At 73.5% G+C, this 18,615-nt stretch carries 21 protein-coding genes and 1 pseudogene; 12 read left to right on the forward strand and 10 right to left on the reverse strand.

Annotation, left to right across the window (positions count from 1 at the left end; genetic code table 11):
• Positions 1–146: 146 nt before the first annotated feature.
• Both JNW87_RS19090 and JNW87_RS19095 read right to left on the reverse strand, forming a co-directional pair.
• Positions 147–662, reverse strand: coding sequence for a hypothetical protein (locus tag JNW87_RS19090; protein ID WP_238454141.1), 516 nt, complete (start codon positions 660–662; stop codon positions 147–149).
• Positions 663–715: 53 nt separating this feature from the next.
• Positions 716–1,294: a TetR/AcrR family transcriptional regulator gene (locus tag JNW87_RS19095; RefSeq protein ID WP_238454142.1), complete on the reverse strand. Its 579-nt coding sequence runs from the start codon at positions 1,292–1,294 to the stop codon at positions 716–718.
• A 71-nt stretch (positions 1,295–1,365) separates the two neighbouring features.
• Between JNW87_RS19095 and JNW87_RS19100 the strand changes: the two genes are divergently transcribed.
• Entirely contained in the window at positions 1,366–2,574 is a 1,209-nt protein-coding gene (locus tag JNW87_RS19100; protein WP_238454143.1) for an FAD-dependent monooxygenase, read from the forward strand.
• 10 nt (positions 2,575–2,584) lie between these two features.
• Here the strand turns inward: JNW87_RS19100 and JNW87_RS19105 are convergent, their stop codons facing one another.
• From JNW87_RS19105 to JNW87_RS19115, 3 genes are all read right to left on the reverse strand, one after another.
• Positions 2,585–3,127, reverse strand: a complete 543-nt coding sequence (locus JNW87_RS19105) for an SRPBCC family protein (RefSeq protein ID WP_238454144.1) — start codon at positions 3,125–3,127, stop codon at positions 2,585–2,587.
• Between the two features lie 2 nt (positions 3,128–3,129).
• Positions 3,130–3,438: a helix-turn-helix transcriptional regulator gene (locus tag JNW87_RS19110; RefSeq protein ID WP_238454145.1), complete on the reverse strand. Its 309-nt coding sequence runs from the start codon at positions 3,436–3,438 to the stop codon at positions 3,130–3,132.
• An 80-nt stretch (positions 3,439–3,518) separates the two neighbouring features.
• Positions 3,519–3,737 (reverse strand): hypothetical protein, encoded by a 219-nt coding sequence (locus JNW87_RS19115; RefSeq protein WP_236648427.1) that lies wholly within the window; start codon positions 3,735–3,737, stop codon positions 3,519–3,521.
• A gap of 90 nt (positions 3,738–3,827) precedes the next feature.
• Between JNW87_RS19115 and JNW87_RS19120 the strand changes: the two genes are divergently transcribed.
• From JNW87_RS19120 to JNW87_RS19135, 4 genes are all read left to right on the forward strand, one after another.
• Positions 3,828–4,439 carry a hypothetical protein gene (locus JNW87_RS19120; RefSeq protein WP_238454146.1) on the forward strand — a complete coding sequence of 204 codons (612 nt, stop codon included), beginning with the start codon at positions 3,828–3,830 and terminating at the stop codon, positions 4,437–4,439.
• Between the two features lie 74 nt (positions 4,440–4,513).
• Positions 4,514–5,683 carry an FAD-binding protein gene (locus tag JNW87_RS19125; RefSeq protein ID WP_238454159.1) on the forward strand — a complete coding sequence of 390 codons (1,170 nt, stop codon included), beginning with the start codon at positions 4,514–4,516 and terminating at the stop codon, positions 5,681–5,683.
• A gap of 115 nt (positions 5,684–5,798) precedes the next feature.
• A complete protein-coding gene (locus tag JNW87_RS19130) occupies positions 5,799–7,316 on the forward strand; it encodes a hypothetical protein (protein WP_238454147.1) in 1,518 nt (505 codons plus the stop codon).
• Entirely contained in the window at positions 7,313–8,038 is a 726-nt protein-coding gene (locus JNW87_RS19135; RefSeq protein WP_238454148.1) for an NUDIX hydrolase, read from the forward strand. Before JNW87_RS19130 ends, JNW87_RS19135 begins: the two co-directional genes overlap by 4 nt.
• Here the strand turns inward: JNW87_RS19135 and JNW87_RS19140 are convergent.
• Entirely contained in the window at positions 8,019–8,468 is a 450-nt protein-coding gene (locus tag JNW87_RS19140; protein WP_238454149.1) for a MarR family winged helix-turn-helix transcriptional regulator, read from the reverse strand. The genes JNW87_RS19135 and JNW87_RS19140 overlap by 20 nt on opposite strands.
• A 72-nt stretch (positions 8,469–8,540) precedes the next feature.
• Here JNW87_RS19140 and JNW87_RS19145 point away from each other — a divergent pair, with 72 nt between their 5' ends.
• Entirely contained in the window at positions 8,541–9,182 is a 642-nt protein-coding gene (locus JNW87_RS19145) for a maleylpyruvate isomerase family mycothiol-dependent enzyme (protein WP_238454150.1), read from the forward strand.
• Here JNW87_RS19145 and JNW87_RS19150 read toward each other — a convergent pair.
• Complete coding sequence (locus JNW87_RS19150; RefSeq protein ID WP_238454151.1) at positions 9,179–10,321, reverse strand: site-2 protease family protein; 1,143 nt, start codon at positions 10,319–10,321, stop codon at positions 9,179–9,181. The two genes, JNW87_RS19145 and JNW87_RS19150, sit on opposite strands and share 4 nt — an antisense overlap.
• 49 nt (positions 10,322–10,370) lie before the next feature.
• Entirely contained in the window at positions 10,371–11,222 is an 852-nt protein-coding gene (locus JNW87_RS19155; protein ID WP_238454152.1) for an alpha/beta hydrolase, read from the reverse strand.
• Positions 11,223–11,367: 145 nt separating this feature from the next.
• On the opposite strand from JNW87_RS19155, the gene JNW87_RS19160 reads away from it, so the two are divergent.
• Genes JNW87_RS19160 through JNW87_RS19175 form a run of 4 tightly spaced genes read left to right on the forward strand, consistent with a single transcriptional unit; the run spans position 11,368 to position 14,910 of the window.
• Positions 11,368–12,330, forward strand: coding sequence for an ABC transporter ATP-binding protein (locus JNW87_RS19160; RefSeq protein WP_238454153.1), 963 nt, complete (start codon positions 11,368–11,370; stop codon positions 12,328–12,330).
• A complete protein-coding gene (locus JNW87_RS19165; RefSeq protein ID WP_238454154.1) occupies positions 12,327–13,127 on the forward strand; it encodes an ABC transporter permease in 801 nt (266 codons plus the stop codon). Before JNW87_RS19160 ends, JNW87_RS19165 begins: the two co-directional genes overlap by 4 nt.
• 29 nt (positions 13,128–13,156) lie before the next feature.
• The gene (locus JNW87_RS19170; RefSeq protein ID WP_238454155.1) at positions 13,157–14,290 is read left to right on the forward strand and encodes a sensor histidine kinase; all 1,134 of its coding nucleotides are present in this window, start codon (positions 13,157–13,159) and stop codon (positions 14,288–14,290) included.
• The gene (locus JNW87_RS19175) at positions 14,287–14,910 is read left to right on the forward strand and encodes a response regulator transcription factor (RefSeq protein WP_109805277.1); all 624 of its coding nucleotides are present in this window, start codon (positions 14,287–14,289) and stop codon (positions 14,908–14,910) included. Before JNW87_RS19170 ends, JNW87_RS19175 begins: the two co-directional genes overlap by 4 nt.
• 9 nt (positions 14,911–14,919) lie before the next feature.
• Here the strand turns inward: JNW87_RS19175 and JNW87_RS19180 are convergent, their stop codons facing one another.
• Positions 14,920–15,840 (reverse strand): L,D-transpeptidase, encoded by a 921-nt coding sequence (locus tag JNW87_RS19180; RefSeq protein WP_238454156.1) that lies wholly within the window; start codon positions 15,838–15,840, stop codon positions 14,920–14,922.
• Positions 15,841–15,947: 107 nt separating this feature from the next.
• Entirely contained in the window at positions 15,948–17,393 is a 1,446-nt protein-coding gene (locus tag JNW87_RS19185) for an alpha-amylase family protein (RefSeq protein ID WP_238454157.1), read from the reverse strand.
• A gap of 299 nt (positions 17,394–17,692) precedes the next feature.
• Between JNW87_RS19185 and JNW87_RS19190 the strand changes: the two genes are divergently transcribed.
• Both JNW87_RS19190 and JNW87_RS19195 read left to right on the forward strand, forming a co-directional pair.
• Positions 17,693–18,148, forward strand: a complete 456-nt coding sequence (locus JNW87_RS19190; RefSeq protein WP_238454158.1) for a hypothetical protein — start codon at positions 17,693–17,695, stop codon at positions 18,146–18,148.
• Positions 18,088–18,615: pseudogene (locus tag JNW87_RS19195) on the forward strand (hypothetical protein); the annotation flags it as partial. The gene JNW87_RS19190 and the pseudogene JNW87_RS19195, both read left to right, overlap by 61 nt.

The following is an 18,615-nucleotide window of genomic DNA, read 5'->3' on the forward strand; positions in this document are numbered from 1 at the left end:
GCAGTTCCGCGCCGTGGCCACCAGGTACGACAAGCTCGCCTGCCGCTACCGGGCCACCGTGCAAATCGCCGACATCCTCATCTGGCTACGCGCGAAACCGGACCGCCGCAACCCATGATCCAGGAGACACGGCCTAGGGGCGACGTTCAGGACGGGAAGCCGTCGACCAGGTCGGGTCGGCGGGTCGCGGCGAACCGCTCGCGGACCTGTCGACGGCTGGCCAGGACGAGCAGCGCGGCCGCGACCAGCGCCTTCGCGATGTTGACCGCCCGCACCCACCACGGCAACGGCTGGGTGAGGGTCAGACCGGTGGCGGCTAGCACGATCACCGAGATGAAGATGACCTGCCGATACGCCTTGCGCCGGCCGAGCCGCAGCCCGTGGATCACCGCCAGGTAGGCGACCGAGATCAGGGCGACCGGCAGGATGCGGGACCACGCCGAGGAGTGCAGCGTTTCCCGGGCGGCGGCGAGGTCCGTGCCGGCGGGCAGCGCCTGATGGGCGAGCTGGTAGTTCACCAGCTGTTCCTGGAAGATCAGCATCAGCCCGGCGAGCAGGGCGCTCAGGGCCAGGTTGGCGAGCATCAGCACGATCATGCGGCGTACGTGCGGCGGCGTGGCCGTGCCGGCGGGCTCGGTGGCGGGGGCGTTCGGTGTCGTCATCGGCAGGGATCAGATCACACCGGTGTGGTTCCGCGCTGCCCCCTCCGCCCCGGTCAGCCGCTGAACCCGGCGGTGACCGTGCGCATCGTCCGGATCAGGTCCCGCGCGGTGGGGACACTGTCCGGATCGACCAGCGACTGGGTCGCCAGCCCAGCCAGCAGCGCCTGGTGGAAGGCGCCGAGCGCCAGGGCCCCCGCCTCGTCCGTCGCCGGGTCGAGGTGGTGGAAGATCTCGGCCAGCCCCAGCCGGGCCTGCCGGTTGGCGGTGGCGAACGCCTCGCGCAGCTCGGGGGTCCGGTCCATCTGGGCGATCAGCTCGAACTGGATGGCCCAGAGCGGCCGCAGCCGGGCGAAGGACTCGATGATCCGGGTCCAGGCCGCCTCGAACCGCTGCTCCGGGGTGGCGTCGGGGCCGGCGTCGACCGCGAGGGCCCGTTGCAGCTCCTCGCCCCACTCCGCCATCGCCTCGAACAGGGCCTCGTTGAGCAGCGCCTTCGTGGTGCGGAAGTGGTAGCCGATGGCGGCCAGGCTGGTGCCGGAGGCGGCGGCGATGTCCCGGGCGGTGGTGCCCGCGTACCCCTTCTCGATCAGGCAGCGCTTGGCGCCGGCGAGCAGGTCTTCCCGATTTCCCATGTCGGCAGCCTAGCCGATTTCTGGCACAAATGTCTTGCACAAACGTCTGAAACATCCGTACAGTGAGCGGCATGCCGACCGTTCTGATCTCCGGCGCCAGCGTCGCCGGCCCCGCGCTCACCTGGTGGCTGCGCCGCCACGGCTTCCGTCCGACCGTCGTGGAGCGCGCCCCGGCGCTGCGCGATGGCGGCTACAAGGTGGACATCCGAGGCGCCGCCCTGGAGGTGATCGACCGGATGGGCCTGCGCGGGCAGGTCGAGCGGCACGACACCGGGATGCGGTCGGCCCGCTTCGTGGACTCGGCCGGCGCGCAGCTCGCCACCATGGACGCCGCGCTCTTCGGCGGCCGGGAGGGCGACGACGCCGAGATCATGCGCGGCGACCTGGCCCGCATCCTCGCCGACGCCACCCGCGACGTGGAGTACGTCTTCGACGACTCGATCGCCACCCTGACCCCGTCGCCCGAGGGGGTCGAGGTGACCTTCGAGCGTGGCCCGAACCGGACGTTCGACCTGGTGATCGGCGCGGACGGGCTGCACTCGAACGTGCGGGGGCTGGCCTTCGGTCCCGAATCGGCCCACCTGCGGCCGCTGGGGCACCACATCGCGATCTTCACGGTGCCGGCGGAGTTCGGCGAGGAGCGCGTCGAGCTGATGCACCCGGCGCCGGGGCGCAGCGTCGGGGTCTACCGCACCGCCGGCTCACCGGACGCCAGGGCGATGTTCATCTTCCCCTCGCCCGAGGGCGCCGCCGGGAACCTGGACGGCGCCGGCCGGAAGGCGCTGCTGGTGGAGGCGTTCGCCGGCCTGGGATGGCAGGTGCCGCGCCTGCTCGACGCGATGTGGGCGGCCTCCGACTTCTACTTCGACTCGATGAGCCAGGTCCGGATGGACCGCTGGTCGACCGGGCGGATCGCCCTGGTCGGGGACGCGGCGTACGGGCCGTCGCCGGCGTCCGGGCAGGGCACGAGTCTCAGCCTGGTCGGGGCGTACGTGCTGGCCACCTCGCTCGCGGCGGCGCCCGACGACCCGGGGGCCGGCTTCGCCGACTACGAGCGGCGGATGCGCCCCTTCGTCGCGGCGAACCAGGGGCTCGCCGCGCGCAACCTCAAGGGCATGGTGCTGGGCTCGGCCGCGCAGATCCGGTTCCAGACGCTGATGCTGCGCCTGATGCCGCACCTGCCCGGCCGGGAGCGGATGATCCGCCGGGTGACCGAGCCGATCCGCCGGGCCGCCACCGCGATCACCCTCCCGGACACCCCGGCGCCGCGCCGGGCGTGAGGTCCGCCGGTCAGTGCGCCGGCGGTTCGGCGTCCAGCCGTTCGGCGTACGCGTCGCGCAGCTCGTCCCAGCCGAAGTCCATCGCCTCGGCCCCGCGGATCGGGCCGACCGGGTCGCCGTCGAGCAGATGGTCGGCGACGTCCAGGCAGAGGTGCCAGCCGGCGGCCATCATCGGCGCCAGTTCGGGCTTGTCGACGGTGTGCCGCAGGGTCAGCCGGGTGCCGGTGGCCGACGGGCTCAGCTCCCAGCGGAGCAGGCCGTCACCCCAGGTGTACTCGAGCAGGGTCGGCGGCTCGGCGCGGAGCACGGTGGCCGGCTGGGGGAAGCTCTCCTCGCCGTCGACCGTGCTGAGCGTGGCCTCGCCCGGGGTGTCGAGGTTGCGGCTGGCCAGGAACGGCGCCCACTGGGCGAGCCGGTCCGGCTCGGTGAGGGCGGCCCACACCTTCTCCGGCGGGTGCCGGAGGTCCCGGACGAAGACCAGCTCCCAGCGGTCGTCGGCGGGCACCCGGGCCACCTCGGCGAGCGGGCCGGGTCGGAAGTGGTCGCGGTCCATGGTCACTCCTGACTGTCCAGATGGCGTTCGAGGGCGTCGAGGTGGTCCGCCCAGAGCCGGCGGTACGGCCCCAGCCAGTCGTCCACGGCCCGCAGCGGGCGTACGTCGAGCCGGTAGATGCGCTGCTGGGCCGCCGTGCGGACGGTCACGAAGCCGGCCTCGCGGAGCACCCTGAGGTGCTTGGAGACGGTCGGCTGACTCATCCCAAGCGCGTCGGCCAGGTCGCCGACGCTGCTCTCGGCACGGCGCAGCCGTTCCAGGATGCGGCGCCGGCTCGGCTCGGCCAGCACGGCGAAGGCGTCGACGGACACCAGCCCAATATGCCCTCTCGCTCATATGCCTGTCAAGTAATACACGCTGGTCCCGACGCCCCCGGGACCGCGCCGCGAAGTCATGCCGCAGCGCTGAGCCCGCCCGGACCGGCCGCCCGGGGCGCCGGCTTCGGTCCGGGCGCGGGGTCGGGCTCGGGCTCCGGGGTGGGTGCCGGCACCGGAGCGGTCGGGTACGCCGACGGCGCGCCGGCCGGGTCGGGGCCCACGCCGGTCGGGTCGATCTCCTCCTCGGAGGGGTACACGTCGCCGCGCAGGGTCGGATCGTGGTAGCTGCTCATCCGGGTAGGGTTCCCCGTCCACGCCGCCGCAACCGTGCCCGATCGTCCGGTGTCCACCCCTTGACAAGGCGACGGATGATGCACCCGACGATGGGCCGCGAACGGGGGTACGACCACATGGAACTGCGCCGGGACCGGGGCCCGCTGGTGCTGGCCACCGTCTGCGTGGTCGGCGGCGTGACGGTGCTGATCGTCGGCGGCGACCGGGTGCTGCGGACGCTGGCCGCCCTGGGCGCCGTCATCCTCGGCGGCGTGGTGCTGCTCGGCGCGCTGCGACCGTTCCGCTTCGTCATCGGACCGGACGGGCTGGACGTGCGGCGGCCGGGACTGCGCGGCACGTACCGGTGGGACCAGTTCGACGCCCTGGTGCTCGACGACGCACCCCGACCGGGCTCGCGGTCCGGCTCGTCCCGGCTGCTCGGGGTGCCGGGCACCGCGCTGCCACCCGGCCCGCCGGCCACCGCGTACCACCCGGCCGACGGGCGGGCCGCGATCGAGCTGCTCGACCTGGCGCAGGTGCGCCAGGCGCCCGACGAGGTGGCGGCGGCGCTGGCCCGGTACGCCGGCGACCGCTTCATCGACGCCCGGGCCCGTCCCGCCGACGCGTCGCCCGACCGCCCCGCGAGCGACGGGAGCGATCGGGCGGCGAGCGACGGGCCGGTGAACGACCAGCCGGCGAGGGACCGGAGGACGACCTCGTGAGCGACGGCCCCGCCGCCTGCAACTGGGCCGGCAACGTCCGCTACGCCGCCCGCCGCCGGCACACCCCGTCCAGCATGGACGAGCTGCGCCGGCTGGTCGCCGGCAGCGAGCGGATCCGGGCCGTCGGCACCGGGCACTCCTTCAACCGGCTCGGCGACACCACCGGGGACCTGGTCTCGCTGGCCGGGCTGCCACCCGCCGTCGAGCTGGACCCGGAGCGCGGCACCGTCACCGTCGCCGCCGCCCTGCGCTACGGCGACCTCGCCACCCGGCTGCACGCCCAGGGGTACGCCCTGGCCAACCTGGCCTCCCTTCCGCACATCTCGGTGGCCGGCGCGGTCGCCACCGGCACCCACGGCTCGGGCGACACCCACGGCAACCTGGCCACCGCGGTCGCCGCCCTGGAACTGGTCACCGCCGACGGTGACCTGCTGACCGTGGACCGCGCCGACGAGCGGTTCGCCGGCATGGTGGTCAACCTCGGCGCGCTCGGCGTGGTCACCCGGGTGACCCTGGACGTGGTGCCCACCTTCGACGTCCGGCAGTACGTCCGGCTCGGCCTGCCGCGCGACGCCCTCGGCGCCGCCTTCGCCTCGGCGTACAGCGTCAGCGCCTTCACCGACTGGCGCTCCGCGCGGCTCGACCAGGTGTGGCGCAAGCAACGCGTCGACCAGGCGCCGCCCCCGGCCGACTGGCTCGGTACGACGGCGGCCCCGGCGCAGCGGCACCCGGTGCCCGGCATGCCGGCGGAGAACTGCACCCCGCAGCTCGGCGTGCCCGGGCCATGGCACGAACGGCTGCCGCACTTCCGGCTCGGCTTCACCCCGAGCAGCGGCGACGAGCTCCAGTCGGAGTACCACGTGGCGCGCGAGGTGGCCGCCGAGGCACTCGCCGCCCTGGACGGGGTGGCCGACCGGATCGCCGCCGTGCTGCAGATCTGCGAGCTGCGTACGGTCGCCGCCGACCCGCTCTGGCTCAGCCCGAACCACGGGCGGGACAGCCTCGCCATCCACTTCACCTGGATCGGTGACGAGGCGGCGGTGACGCCGGTGGTGGCCGCGGTGGAGGAGCGGTTGGCGCCGTTCGCACCCCGACCGCACTGGGGCAAGGTCTTCGGGCTGGACCCGGCGGCGGTGGCCGCCGCGTACCCCCGGCACGCCGACTTCCTGGCCCTGGCGACCGACCTCGACCCGGCGGGGAAGTTCCGCACGGAGCTGCTGGACCGCTACTTCCCCCGCCGCTAGCCGTCCGCACGGGGACCGTCCGCGCCGGACGTCGGACCGGTCAGCGGAACCACGATGCCGTGGCGTTGACTAGCCTGGAGACCCGATCGTCCATCGTGGATCCACGAGGAGTGTGATGGCACCGGAGCTTCCCGGCCCCGACGGGCTGGTGCGGGTCGACAACCGGGACCTGTCCAGGATCAGCGTCGTCGCCCAGTGCCTGGACAACCAGTGGGTCACCAGGGACCTGCTGGACCACATGCTGGTCCGCCGGCTGTCCTACGAGGATGTCGAGCGGCGTCGCCGGCAGGACGCCCGGGCCGAGTATCTGCGGTCGTTGCTCAACGCCGAGCAGGTGATCGTCAACCGGGCCTACTTCTTCAACAATCCGGTCGTCTACCAGGACTTCGTCGACCGTGGGCCGCAGCGGGACGCCTTCCGGGCGCTGCTGGACGAGAGCGTGCTGGTGCCCTTCCTGCTCCGGGAGAGGTCGCCCGCCGACGAGCCGCGGTTCACGGTCGACCAGGTCGGCTGGTCGGCGTGGCGGGACCTCCTCGGCGACCTGGACGCCATCCGGTGCCTCCGCCTGAGCTGGGACGACACCGAGAACGACGAGTGCACGCAGCGGCTGATGTTCGAGGAGTTCCACCGCTTCCTGCTGCAGTTGCGCGGCTTCAACCTCGACGCGCTGCGGCGGGACCTGGGTCTCGACGAGGCGGACATCCCGCTGTTGAAGCAGCGGCTGCGGGACGTGACCCTGTGGGCGGCCGACACCGACCGGGCCGACCGGGAGAGCTTCTACCGGACGTTCCTCGTCGAGCCGGGCACGCAGCCGGCGCAGGGCCGGTTCCGGTCGGCGCCCCTGGTGGCGGAACTCAAGCAGATCATCGATCTGCGGTACAACACCACCGTGCCGGACGCCGTGGAGCGGTACGCGTTGATCCCCACCGACTCGCTGCGTCGTACCGCGCTCCAGGAACGGCCACCGGTCCGGACGCGGAGGACGGCCGAGGACGGCGTACCGCGCCAGGACCTGCTCCAGGTGCTCGACCTGCTCAGGACGCTACGGCCCCAGGCGTTCGACCTGGCGCAGTCCCCACTGCGGATCGACCTGACCGGACTGGATCTGCGCCACGTACGGCAGGCGCGGGACACCGACGAGTGGCGCGGCTACCTGACCGCGCTCGAGGCGCTCCTCGACGATCCGACCGACTTCGTGGCCCGCGGGCAGGCGGTCTACGACCGGTACCTCGCCCTCGCCAGGCGGCTGGCGGAGATCGTCGGCGAGCGCCGTCGGAGCCACATGCGGATCTGGCAGCCGGTCATCCGGATCACCGTCGAGGTTCTGGGCGCGTCGGCCTCCCTCATCTACGACGGGGATCCCCGGCTGGAGGTCCTGGGTGACGTGGCCACCGAGGTCGCCGCCCGGGGTGCGGAGGCGGTGGTCCGGTTCGCGGTCGTCGGAAGGGACCAGCGTCGGGCCGGGAACGAGCTGGCGACCGGGATCGACGTCATGCGGGTCCGGCTGGAGCGGGCCCGCGAAGAATGGGAGGAGCTCGTCCGCCGGATGCGGGAGGGCGGGTTCCCAGTGACCGACGGACACGTCGACCGCGACTCGGAACCGAACATCGACCGACCCCGGGAGGACGAGTGAGCGACACCCCGGACCGCCGCCGTTACCAGGAACTGCGCGCCCGGCTGCCGGAGCTGTTCCGCAATCCGCCCGACGCCGCGGTGGAGATCCTCGACGACCCGGCAGAGGTGACCGCGGCGGAACGGGCCAAGGCCGAGGCGTTGCGGGCGCGGGGCCTGCCCGTCGAGTGGAGCCGGACCGGAGTCGCGTACCAGGACGAGTGGCTGACCCTGCTGCGGGATCCGGTCCGGTTCCCCGGCGGTGCCCTCGGCACGTACCTCCGGTCGATCTCGGTGGGCGGTGCGTACGGGGTGGTGCTGCTGCCGGTGCTCGACGGCGCCGTCGTGCTGATCGAGCACTTCCGGCACGCCACCCGCCGGTGGCACCTGGAGGCCCCCCGCGGGTTCGGGGAGCCGGGTGTGCCGGCCGACGAACAGGCCGCCCGGGAGTTGCGCGAGGAGATCGCCGCCGAACCGGTCCGCCTGGTCGACCTGGGGGTGCTGCACCCCGACACCGGGACCTGCACCGACGAGGTCCGGCTCTACCTGGTGGAGATCCGGGCGGTCGGCGCACCCGAGACGGGGGAGGGCATCCGGGCCGTCCGGGCCCGCCCGCCCGGCGAGGTCGGCGCGCTCATCCGGGACGGCGTGATCACCGACTCGTTCACCATCGCCGCCTTCACCCGGGCGTCCCTGCGCGGGCTGCTGGGCGACGCCGGTCTGATCACTGGTACGGGTCGGTGATCTCCCGGAGCCGGGTGAGCGCCCGCCGTAGTTGGCTCGTGGCCTGCCGGCCCAGGTGCCGCGTCCACTCGGCTTCGACCTCTGCCTCGGCGGCTCTCGCCACCCGGATCGCGGCTTCGCCGCGCGCGGTGATGGTGACCAGCCGGGCTCGGGCGTCGGAGGGGTCGGGCATCCGGCGGACGTAGCCGGCGCGCTCGAGCTGGTCGACGAGGAACGCGGCGGTCTGCTTGGTGACCCGCGCCTGCTCGGCGAGCTCGGTGACCCGGGTGCCGTCCGGGCCGATCCGGGCGAACACCCGCCCCTGCGCCGCGGTGACGTCATCGAATCCGGCGGCGGCGACGGCGTCGAGCACGCGGGACTCCATGGCCCGGTACGCGATGAAGCAGAGCAGTCCGAGGTTCGGCTCGTCGTCGAGTGGACTCTCGCTCATTCGGCCCCTTGACTTGGTCAGATGTCCTGACGAATATTGGTCAGAGGATCGTACCAAATCAAGGGGGCGGCGATGAATCGGGACGACGTCTGGCGGGCCATCGACGACGAGCGGTCCAGCCTTGCCGACCTCCTCGACGACCTGTCCGGACCGGAGTGGGAGACGGCGTCCCTTTGCGCCGGCTGGCGGGTCCGCGAGGTCGCCGCGCACCTCACCCTCGCCCACACCGGGGTACGGTCCGCGGCGGTGGCGATGCTGCGGGCCCGCGGCAGCTTCGATCGCATGATCCACGACACCGCCGTACGGCAGGCCGCGCTCCCTGTCGAGCAGTACGCCATCCGCCTGCGTGGCATGGTCGGATCGCGCCGGAAGGCGCCGGGCGTGACGCGCCTGGAGCCGCTGCTGGACGTCCTGGTGCACGGTCAGGACATCGCCCTGCCGCTGGGCCGGAGCCGCCCGATGCCCATGGACGCGGCGGCCACGGCCGCGACGAGGGTCTGGACCATGGGCTGGCCGTTCCACGCCCGCCGCCGGCTGGACGGGTTCGAACTCGTCGCCGTCGACCACGCCTGGTCCGTCGGGCGCGGCCCGCAGGTCGAGGGACCGACCGCGGCGATCCTGCTCCTGCTCACCGGCCGCTACGCGGTCCTCCCGGAGCTCTCCGGCCCCGGCGCCCCCGACCTCACCGCCCGGCTTGCCCCGGCACCTGCCTAACGGCGGCCCGTCGTCATCTGCTCGCGCATGCTGCCGCGCTGCACCGCCCGGCTGATGTCGCTCGGCGAGACGATCCCCACCAGCCGCTGGTCGGTCACCACCAGCGCCCGGCCGTCGGCGCACTCGCTGAGCCGGGGAAGCAGGTCGTTGAGCGCCTCGTCCGGGGCGGCGAGCACCAGCTCGTCGGCCCGGCAGGACACCTCGGCCAGCGTGGTGGTGGCCCGCCGATCGGCGGGGATGCCGCGGACCCGGTCCAGGGTGACCAGCCCGACCGGCCGGCCGTCCTCGGTCAGCGGCAGCGTCGAGTGCCGGTACGCGAATAGGTAGTGGTCCACGAAGTCGGCGACCGTCATGTCCCCGGACGCGGTCTGCGGCTGCGGCGTCATCACCTCGCCGACCCGGACCCCGCGCAGCGCGCTGCCCGTTCGGGCCTGCCGTTCCTCCATGCCGGCCGCGCCGATCAGGAACCAGCCGATCAGCGCCAGCCAGAGCCCGCCCACCCCGGCCCCGACCAGGAACTGCCAGAGCCCCAGGCCGATCAGCAGCGCGCCGAGGACCCAACCGGCCCGGGCCGCCACCACCGAGGCCTTCGTCCGGTCGCCGGTCGCCTTCCACACCGCGGCGCGCAGCAACCGGCCGCCGTCCAGCGGCGCCGCCGGCAGCACGTTGAAGATCGCCAGCAGGATGTTGATGCCGGCCAGCCAGGCCAGCGACCCGAGCAGCAGGCCGTGCGCGCCGGCCAGGGCCAGCAGCATCGCGATGCCGCCGAAGAAGAGGCCGATGATCAGGCTGACCAGCGGCCCGATCCCGGCGATGCGCAGCTCCGCACCCGGGTCGCGGGCCTCGCCGCGCAGCTCGGAGACGCCGCCGAAGAGCCAGAGCGTGATCCCCTCGACAGCGATGCCGTTGCGCTTGGCGATCACGGCGTGGGCCACCTCGTGGGCCAGCAGGCCGAGGAAGAAGACCACCGCCGCGCTCAGGCCGGCCGCCGCGTACGCCAGGGCCGGCCGGTCCGGGTAGGCGCGCGGGAACTGGTTGGCCGCCAGCCCCCAGGCGATCAGCAGGAAGATGACCAGGACGCTCCAGTTGACCCCGACGGGTACCCCCGCGATCCGGCCAAGCCGGAAGCTCGCCCTCATGCGTCCGTCATACCCCCACCTCGCCCCGACATGCCACCGCCCGCACCGATCACCGGCCGGGGGCCTCGCTGACCACGGTCGGCGAGAACTCGTTGGCCGCCTCGACCGCCCACTCCAGCGCGTAGTCGGCCTCCTGCTCCCAGCCCGGCTCACCACCGACGAAGTGCGACCGGCCCGGGAACTCGTGATAGGCGGTCACCGCGCGGGACGGCCGGTAGAGGCCGGCGGCGGACCGGGCCAGCGTCGGCGGCACCACATGGTCCTCGGTGCCGGTCGTGATCAGCAGCGGTGCCCGGTCGTCCCGGTGGGTGTCCGCCTTGGTGGCCGAGTTCGGGTCCAGGTTGGCGAAGGCGCCCTCGAAGAAGACATGCCCGGCGCCGGGGACGGCGTACCGCTCCCAGGCCGCGTCGGAGTCCTCGCGGCTCAGGGTGTTGCCGAAGGCGTAGGCGAAATCGTCGGGGGTGAACGGCACCGCCCGGTGCCGGTTGGCCGGGCTGCGCAGGATGGAGAACCCGGAGCGCAGCGTGCTGAGCGGTAGCTTCAGCACCCCCTTGACCGGGGCCGGGTGCATCGCGACGCCGGCGGCGCCGAGCCCGCGGGAGATCAGCAGCTGGGTGACCAGGCCGCCGAAGGAGTGTCCCATGATGATCGGGGGGCGGGGCTGGTCCCGGATGATCGCCGCGTAGTGGTCGACCATGTCGGCGATCCGCTGCTCGGCGACCGGAGTGGGGTCGGCGCGCAGCGCCGCCACCTCGGCCTCCATGCCCGGCCACGCCGGGGCGAGCACCTTGAAGCCCTGGGCCGCGTACCGGTCGACCCAGTGTTCCCAGCTCCGGGGCGTCATCCAGAGGCCGTGGATGAGCACGATCGTGTCGACCCGTACCGTCGGCGCGCTGGCCATGGCGTTCCTCCCGGTTCCGCGGTGTGGTCCGGGGGCGCTTACCCGGCGGGGCCGCCCCCGCACCTGTGCGGCCTGACAAATGTCATGGCCGGAACGTGACGGCCGCTCCGGGGGCGGGACGGCCGGCCGCCGGAGCATTCTTGTCATGACCGACACCGCACCGGCCGTCGAACTGGCCGGACTCACCAAGACCTTCGGCCCGGTGACCGCCGTCGACGGGCTCAGCCTCCGGATCGAGCCCGGTGAGGTGGTGGCCTTCCTCGGCCCGAACGGCGCCGGCAAGACCACCACCGTGGACATGCTGCTCGGGCTGGCCCGCCCGGACGCCGGGAGCGTCCGGCTCTTCGGCGGCACCCCCGCCGACGCCGTCCGGCTCGGCCGGGTCGCCGCCGTGATGCAGACCGGCGGGCTGCTCAAGGACCTCACCGTCGGCGAGACGGTGCGGATGACCGCCGAGTTCTACGGCCGGACCCGGCCGGTGGCCGAGGTGCTGGACCGGGCGGGCATCGCGTCCATCGCCGACCGGCTGGTCGGCAAGTGCTCCGGCGGCCAGCAGCAGCGGCTGCGCTTCGCCCTGGCGCTGCTCCCGGACCCGGACCTGATGGTGCTCGACGAGCCCACCACCGGCATGGACGTCGAGGGGCGGCGGGACTTCTGGCAGGCCATCCGGGCCGACGCCCGGACCGGCCGGACCATCATCTTCGCCACCCACTACCTGGACGAGGCCGACGCGTACGCGGACCGGATCGTGCTGGTGCGGCAGGGCCGGGTCGTCGCCGACGGCACCACCGCGGAGATCAAGAACCTGGCCGCCGGCCAGATCGTCCGGGCCACCCTCCCCGGCGCCGACCAGGCCGTGCTCGCCGCCCTGCCCGGCGTCCGCGCGGTCGAGGTACGCGGCGACGTGGTGCTGGTCCGCACCGACGACTCGGACGAGGTCGCCCGGCACCTGCTCACCCGGACCGCCGCCCGGGACGTCGAGATCACCTCCCGCAACCTCGAGGACGCCTTCCTCGCCCTCACCACCGACGGCCGGCCACCGATGGCTCGACCACCCCGGCCCGACCGCCGCCCGCCCGACCGCCCAGACCATCGGAGCCTGAAATGACCGTCGGCGCCCCCTCCGCCCCGTCCGTCACCCGCGCCGACCGGCGGCCCCCCGCCCTGGGCGGGTTCTCCACCGCCGTGCTGGCCATCGAGATCCGCCGGGTCCTGCGCAACCGCCGGACGCTGGTCTTCATCCTGGTCATGCCGGCGGTCTTCTTCCTCCTCTTCGGACTCCCGCAACGCGGACAGGAGCTGCCCAACGGCCGCCCGGTCACCGGCTGGATCATGATCAGCCTCGCCGTGTACGGCGCCATGGTCGCCACCACCAGCGCCGGTGCCGCGGTGGCCACCGAGCGGGCGCTGGGCTGGAGCCGGCAGCTCCGGCTCACCCCGCTGCGCCCGCCCGCGTACGTGGCGACGAAGGTGGCCACCGCCATGGTGCTCGGGCTGATCGCGGTGCTCGTCGAGTTCGCGGTCGGCGCGGCCGCCGGGGTCCGGCTGCCCGTCCAGGTCTGGCTGCTGTCCGGGCTCACCGCCTGGCTCGGCTCGCTGGTCTTCGCCGCCTTCGGGCTCTTCGTCGGCTACCTCGCGCCGGCCGAGAACGTCATGCAGTTCATGGGCCCGATCCTGGCGATCCTGGCCATGCTCGGCGGCCTCTTCGTCCCGCTCGACGTGCTGCCGCACACGCTGCAGCAGATCGCCAAGTTCACCCCGGTGTACGGGGTCGGCCAGCTGGCCCGGGCCCCGCTGACCGGGGCCGGGCTGGACTGGGTGGCGCTGGGCAACGTGGCCGGCTGGACCGTGCTCTTCGGCCTCGGCGCGGCCCGGCTGTTCCGCCGGGACACCACCCGCGTCTGACCGGGACGGCGGAGGTTAGCGTGTTCCGGATGGACCTTCCGCCGGACCCGATCCGGCCGGCGAGCCGCCACTGGCGGGTCACCGGCTGGCTGCTGGCCGCGGTCTGGCTCTTCTTCCTCAACATCCCGCTGCTCGCCGCCCTGCACCAGCCGGAGGTCTGGCGGCGGGTGGTGGGCGCGGTGACGCTGCTCGCCTTCGGGGTCCTCTACGTCTGCGTCTTCCAGTGGGCACGGGCCCAGCGGCAGCAGCACCGGCCCATCCCGGTCGGCCGGGCGTGGGCGGCCGTGGCGCTGCTGCTCGCGCTCGGGTTGGCCGGCATCCCGGGTACCGGCGGCGACTGGTTGACCACCCTGGTCTTCGTCGCGGCGGCGGCGGTGTTCCTGCTGCCGAACCGGCACGCGCTGGCGGTGGTCGTCCTCGCCGCGCTGACCCCACCGGTCACCGCCGCGCTGGTGCCCGGCTGGGAGGCGGAGGGCACGGTGGTCTTCGCGGTGCTGCTCGCCTCGTTCGCCATGTTCGGGGTGACCCGGCTGGCCCAGCGCAACAGCGAACTCCAGGCCGCCCAGCAGGAGATCCGTCGGCTCGCGGTGGCCGAGGAGCGGGCGCGCACCGCCCGGGACCTGCACGACATCCTGGGCCACTCGCTGACCGTGGTGGCGGTGAAGGCGGAGCTGGCCGGCCGGCTGCTGGAACTGGATCCGGCCCGGGCGGCCACCGAGATCGCCGACGTGGAACGGCTGGCCCGGCAGGCCCTCGCCGACGTGCGGGGCACCGTCGGGGCGTACCGGGGGATCAGCCTGGCCGGGGAACTGGCCGGCGCCCGCTCCGCGCTCGCCGCCGCGGGCATCGCCGTGGAGCTGCCGGACGGGGTGCCGGAGCTGCCGGCGGAGCGGGACGAACTCTTCGGCTGGACGGTACGGGAAGGGGTGACCAACGTGGTCCGGCATAGCGGGGCGCGGCGCTGCGTGATCCGGGTGGAACCGGGCCTGGTCGAGATCCGCGACGACGGGCGGGGACCCGCGGCGGCGTCCGCCGGGCCGGGAGGGCACGGGCTGGTGGGGCTGCGCGAGCGGGCCCGGCGGCTGGACGCCACGGTCACCGTCGGCCGTCGTCCGGACGGCCCGGGCTTCCTGCTCCGCGTCACCCTTCCGGTCGACCGGTGAGCGAGCCGATCCGGCTGCTGCTCGCCGACGACCAGGCGCTGGTCCGGGGGGCGCTGGCCGCGTTGCTGTCGCTGGAGCCGGACCTCACGGTGGTCGCCGAGGTCGGGCGGGGCGACGAGGTGGTCCCCGAGGCCCGCCGCACCACGCCCGACGTGGCCCTGCTCGACGTCGAGATGCCCGGCCTGGACGGGATCGCCGCGACCACCGCGCTGCGCGCCGCGGTGCCCGGCTGCCGGGTGCTGGTGGTGACCACCTTCGGCCGCCCCGGCTACCTGCGGCGGGCGATGGAGGCGGGCGCCAACGGCTTCGTGGTGAAGGACACCCCGGCCCGGCAGCTCGCCGACGCGGTACGCCGGGTGCATGCCGGGCTTCGGGTGGTCGACCCCACCCTGGCCGCGGAGACCCTGGCCACCGGGGCCAGTCCGCTGACCGAACGGGAGACCGAGGTGTTGCGGACGGCCCGGGGCGGCGGCACGGTGGCCCAGCTCGCCGCCGTGCTGCACCTGTCCGAGGGGACGGTGCGCAACCACCTCTCCGCCGCGATCGGCAAGACCGGCGCGCGGAACCGGGCCGACGCGGTGCGCATCGCCGAGGAGAACGGCTGGCTGCTCGGCGAGTGAGCGCGCCGGTCAGGCGGTGGCCGGCGGGGCGGGCAGCTCGTCGACCACCACGACACCGGTGCCGGCGGGCACCTCGCCGAGGAGTTGGCGCTGGCCGCTGCGGGTCAGCCGGATGCAGCCGTTGGTGACGTTCTGCCCGAGGGTGTCGTCGTTGTACCAGCTGTGCAGTCCGATGTGGGCACCGCGCAGCCCGGCCGGGACGGCGCCCGGATCGTCGGGGATCGCGCCGAGGGCGAAGATGTCCACCCCGCCGTAGACCGCCTGCGGCGGGGGCGTGCGGCCGAGGATGAAGGTCCGCCCGAGCGGGGTGAACTGGCCCGGCCGGCCGAGGCTGACCTCCCACGACTTCACCGGGCGGGCGTCGCGGTACCAGGTCAGCCGGTGCGGTCGGCGTTCCACCACGATCTGGTCGCGGAGCGCGACGGTGGTCCAGCCGCCGGCTGGCAGCCAGGCGATCCGGCGGTTGGCCGAGGGGAGCAGCACCGCCGTCCAGCCGACGCGGTGGTCGACCACCGGCATGGTCAGCTTCACGTCCCGGATGGTGGGGGCGAGGAAGGCCAGCGGGCGTCCGCCGGGCGCGTCGTAGGCGGCGATCTGCCGGGTGGGCGCGAGCCCCTCGGTGAGCGGGCGGGTGTCGCCCGATCCCGGGTCGGTGGGGAAGCCGCGTGGCGCGGGCTCGTAGTCCACGACCGGCAGGTCGTCCGGGGCGGGCGCCGCCGCGGGTACCGACTCCGCGGGTGTCGGCGCCGGGTCGGTCGCGACGGGGCCGGCCGGGCCGGTCACCACGGGGCCGGCTGCGGCCCCGGTCGGCGTCGGCCCGCCGGTGAGCGTCCGCCCGACCAGCAGTGCGGCCAGGAGCAGCAGCGGTACGCCGAGCGCGGCGAGCAGCCAGCCCAGCGTCCAACGGGAGATCAAACGGTCAAACAGCACAAAGTGACTGTAAAGGAAAGGAAGCCCCCCGCTCGGCTGAAGTGCGGTGCGGGGGGCCTCCGAGTCGGTCCGGGCCGGTCGGATCGGGCCGGCCGGGCCTGGTCGGGTCAGGGCAGCTTCGCGCCGATGTGGACGGCGACCGCGTCGTGCGCGTTGATGTTCGCCGCGAACCAGCCGTTGGCGTCCACCGTGATCACCGGCCCGCTGCAGGAGCCGTTGCTGAAGTCGCCGTGGATGACGTCGCAGTACCGGCCGGCGGGCAGCCCCGCGTAGTAGGAGCGGCCGGTGACCGCGAAGTCCTCGTCGTTGACGGTCAGGTAGCCCTTGCCGGCCCGGCTGAACGCGATGTGCTGGTACCCGTTGTCGTACCAGTTGGCCACGGCGGCGCCCTGGGTGGCGTTGTTGAAGGCGACCATGTTGGCGATGACCCGCCAGCGGTGCTCGCACTGCCAGCCCGAGTAGCAGGTGGTGTTGAGCGTCTTGTTGTTGGCGTCCGAGGGCGGGCCCTGGTCCCGGCTGCTGAACGTGAAGCTCGACATCACCGTCGGCGAGCCGTACGGCCAGGCCAGCATGAACGCGTTCGCGAGCGCGTAGGTGCCGCCGTTGCGGTAGGTGAGCACGCCGCCGTCGCGCTGGGTGTCGTGGTTGTCCACGAAAACCGCGGCCGAGCCGGTGGGCAGGTAGCCCCACGCCTCGCCGAAGTTCCTCAGGTACGCCAGCCGCTCGCTGTTGAACATCCGGGCGAGGTCCTTGCCGTACCGGAACTCGTGCACGTCGCCGTTGCCGGTGTACTCGGTCGGCTGGATCGGCTCACCGGCGCCGTAGATGACCTCCTGCACCACGTACGCCGAGCGGGAGAGCTTGCCCTTGATGGCGGCGATGTCGGCGGCCGGCATGTGCTTGCTGGCGTCCAGCCGGAACCCGTCCACGCCGAGCGAGAGCAGGTCGTTCAGGTAACCGGCGAGCTTCGACCGGACGTAGTCCGACTCGGTCCTGAGGTCTGCCAGGTTGACCAGCTCGCAGTTCTGCACCTCGTACCGGTCGTTGTAGTTGACGATGTCGTCGCCGCCGTTGCGGCCGCAGTGGTGGAAGTCCTGGGTCTGGTAGCTGCCCGGGTAGTCGTAGTGCCCGTACGACGAGCCGGCCCAGCCGGTGCCGCCGATGTCCTGGCCGGACATGTGGTTGATGACGGCGTCGACGATCACCTTGACGCCGGCGGCGTGGCAGGTGTTCACCATGGACTGGAACTGTGCGCGGGTGCCCTTGCGGGACTCGACCCGGTAGCTGACCGGCTGGTAGGCCAGCCACCACGGGTTGCCCTTGACGTGCTCCTGGGGCGGGGAGACCTGGACGTAGCCGTAGCCCTTGGGGCCGAGCACGCTGGTGCACTCGCTGGCCACCGAGGGCCAGTTCCACTCGAAGAGCTGGGCGATGACCTTCTTGGTGCCGGACGGGGCCGCGGCGGCCGGGGGAGCCGCCACGACGGTCGGTACGAGCAGGCTGGCGATCATGCCGAGGGCGAGGACCGCCGAGCGGCATCGGCGTCGATGCATCGGGACTCCTGGGGGTACGGAGGACGGGGTGGCGCGGCGCGGGGGGAGGATTCCACTGTCGAGTTCTTGCAACAGTGGCCTGAAATTTTCGGCAAGGTTACAAGCGTGTTGCAACGGCTGTCAACGGATGGAAATGCGTCGTTGGATTTGGCGCTACACGCGCGCCGGGGGCACCCGGTTCGACGGAGCGGCCGAGAAATTCGCGACCGGGCTGATCCGCTCGCCACGCCGCTCCGTACCTGAGGAGGGAGCAGGGTCGGCCGGTGGGGGCGCCGCCGTGAGACACGATCGAGGAGCAGATGGCCCGGGCAGAGCAGAACGAGAAGGCGGCGACCGTCCGGACCACCAGCACCAGTCGAGGTGCCCGGACCCGGTCCAAGTCCGCACTGGTCGCGCTGACCGCGTCCGCGCTCGCCCTCGCCTGGGCCGGCGTCGAACTGGCCGGCGCGGGCGGGACGGTGTACGCGTACGGCTTCTTCTTCACCGAGTTCTTCGCCGGGGTGGTCGCCCTGGTCTCGCTCAGCCTCACCGTGATGATGGGGCTGCTCGCCACCGACCGGCTGGTGCTGCTGATCCGGCATCGGGTGCTGCTCCAGTCCGCGCACCGGGCCACCGGCATCCTCGGCGTGGCCGGACTGGTCGTCCACGTCATCACCAAGATCTCGATCGGCCGGGCCGCGCGACCGACGCCGTGGTGCCGTTCATCGGGGGCCGGGGGCTCTACGTCGGGCTGGGCACCGTGGCCGCCTTCCTGATGGTCAGCGTGCTCTGGACCGGCCTGATCCGGGTCCGCTTCGCCGGGGTAGGTCCGAAGTGGCTGTGGCGGGCGCTGCACTCCATGGCCTACGTCTCCTGGCCGTTCGCCCTGCTCCACGGCCTCAACGCGGGCCGGCCGGCCAGGTCCTGGGTGGTGCTGAGCTACCTGGCCTGCGTGCTGCTGGTGGTGCTGGCGCTGCTGGTCCGGGTCTCCGTCCACCTGGGCAGGCGCAGCCGGGAGCAGCACCAGGCCGCCGCGCTGAACCAGGCGATGGCCGGCAGGCCGGCCGAGGAGAGCCCGGGACTCTTCGCCGGCCTGGTCCGCCGCCGCTCCGCCGAGGAGGAGAGGAGCCGCACCGGCCGGGGCCGCGAGGGCGGCTGGGCGGAGACCACCGCGACCTCGTGGACCGCGCCGGCCGGCACCGCCCGCCGCCGCGACCCCGACCGGTTCGCCGTGCCGGTGGTG

The organism is Micromonospora sp. ATA51 (genome assembly GCF_016802855.1).
In the GTDB taxonomy this organism is placed as follows: domain Bacteria; phylum Actinomycetota; class Actinomycetes; order Mycobacteriales; family Micromonosporaceae; genus Micromonospora; species Micromonospora sicca.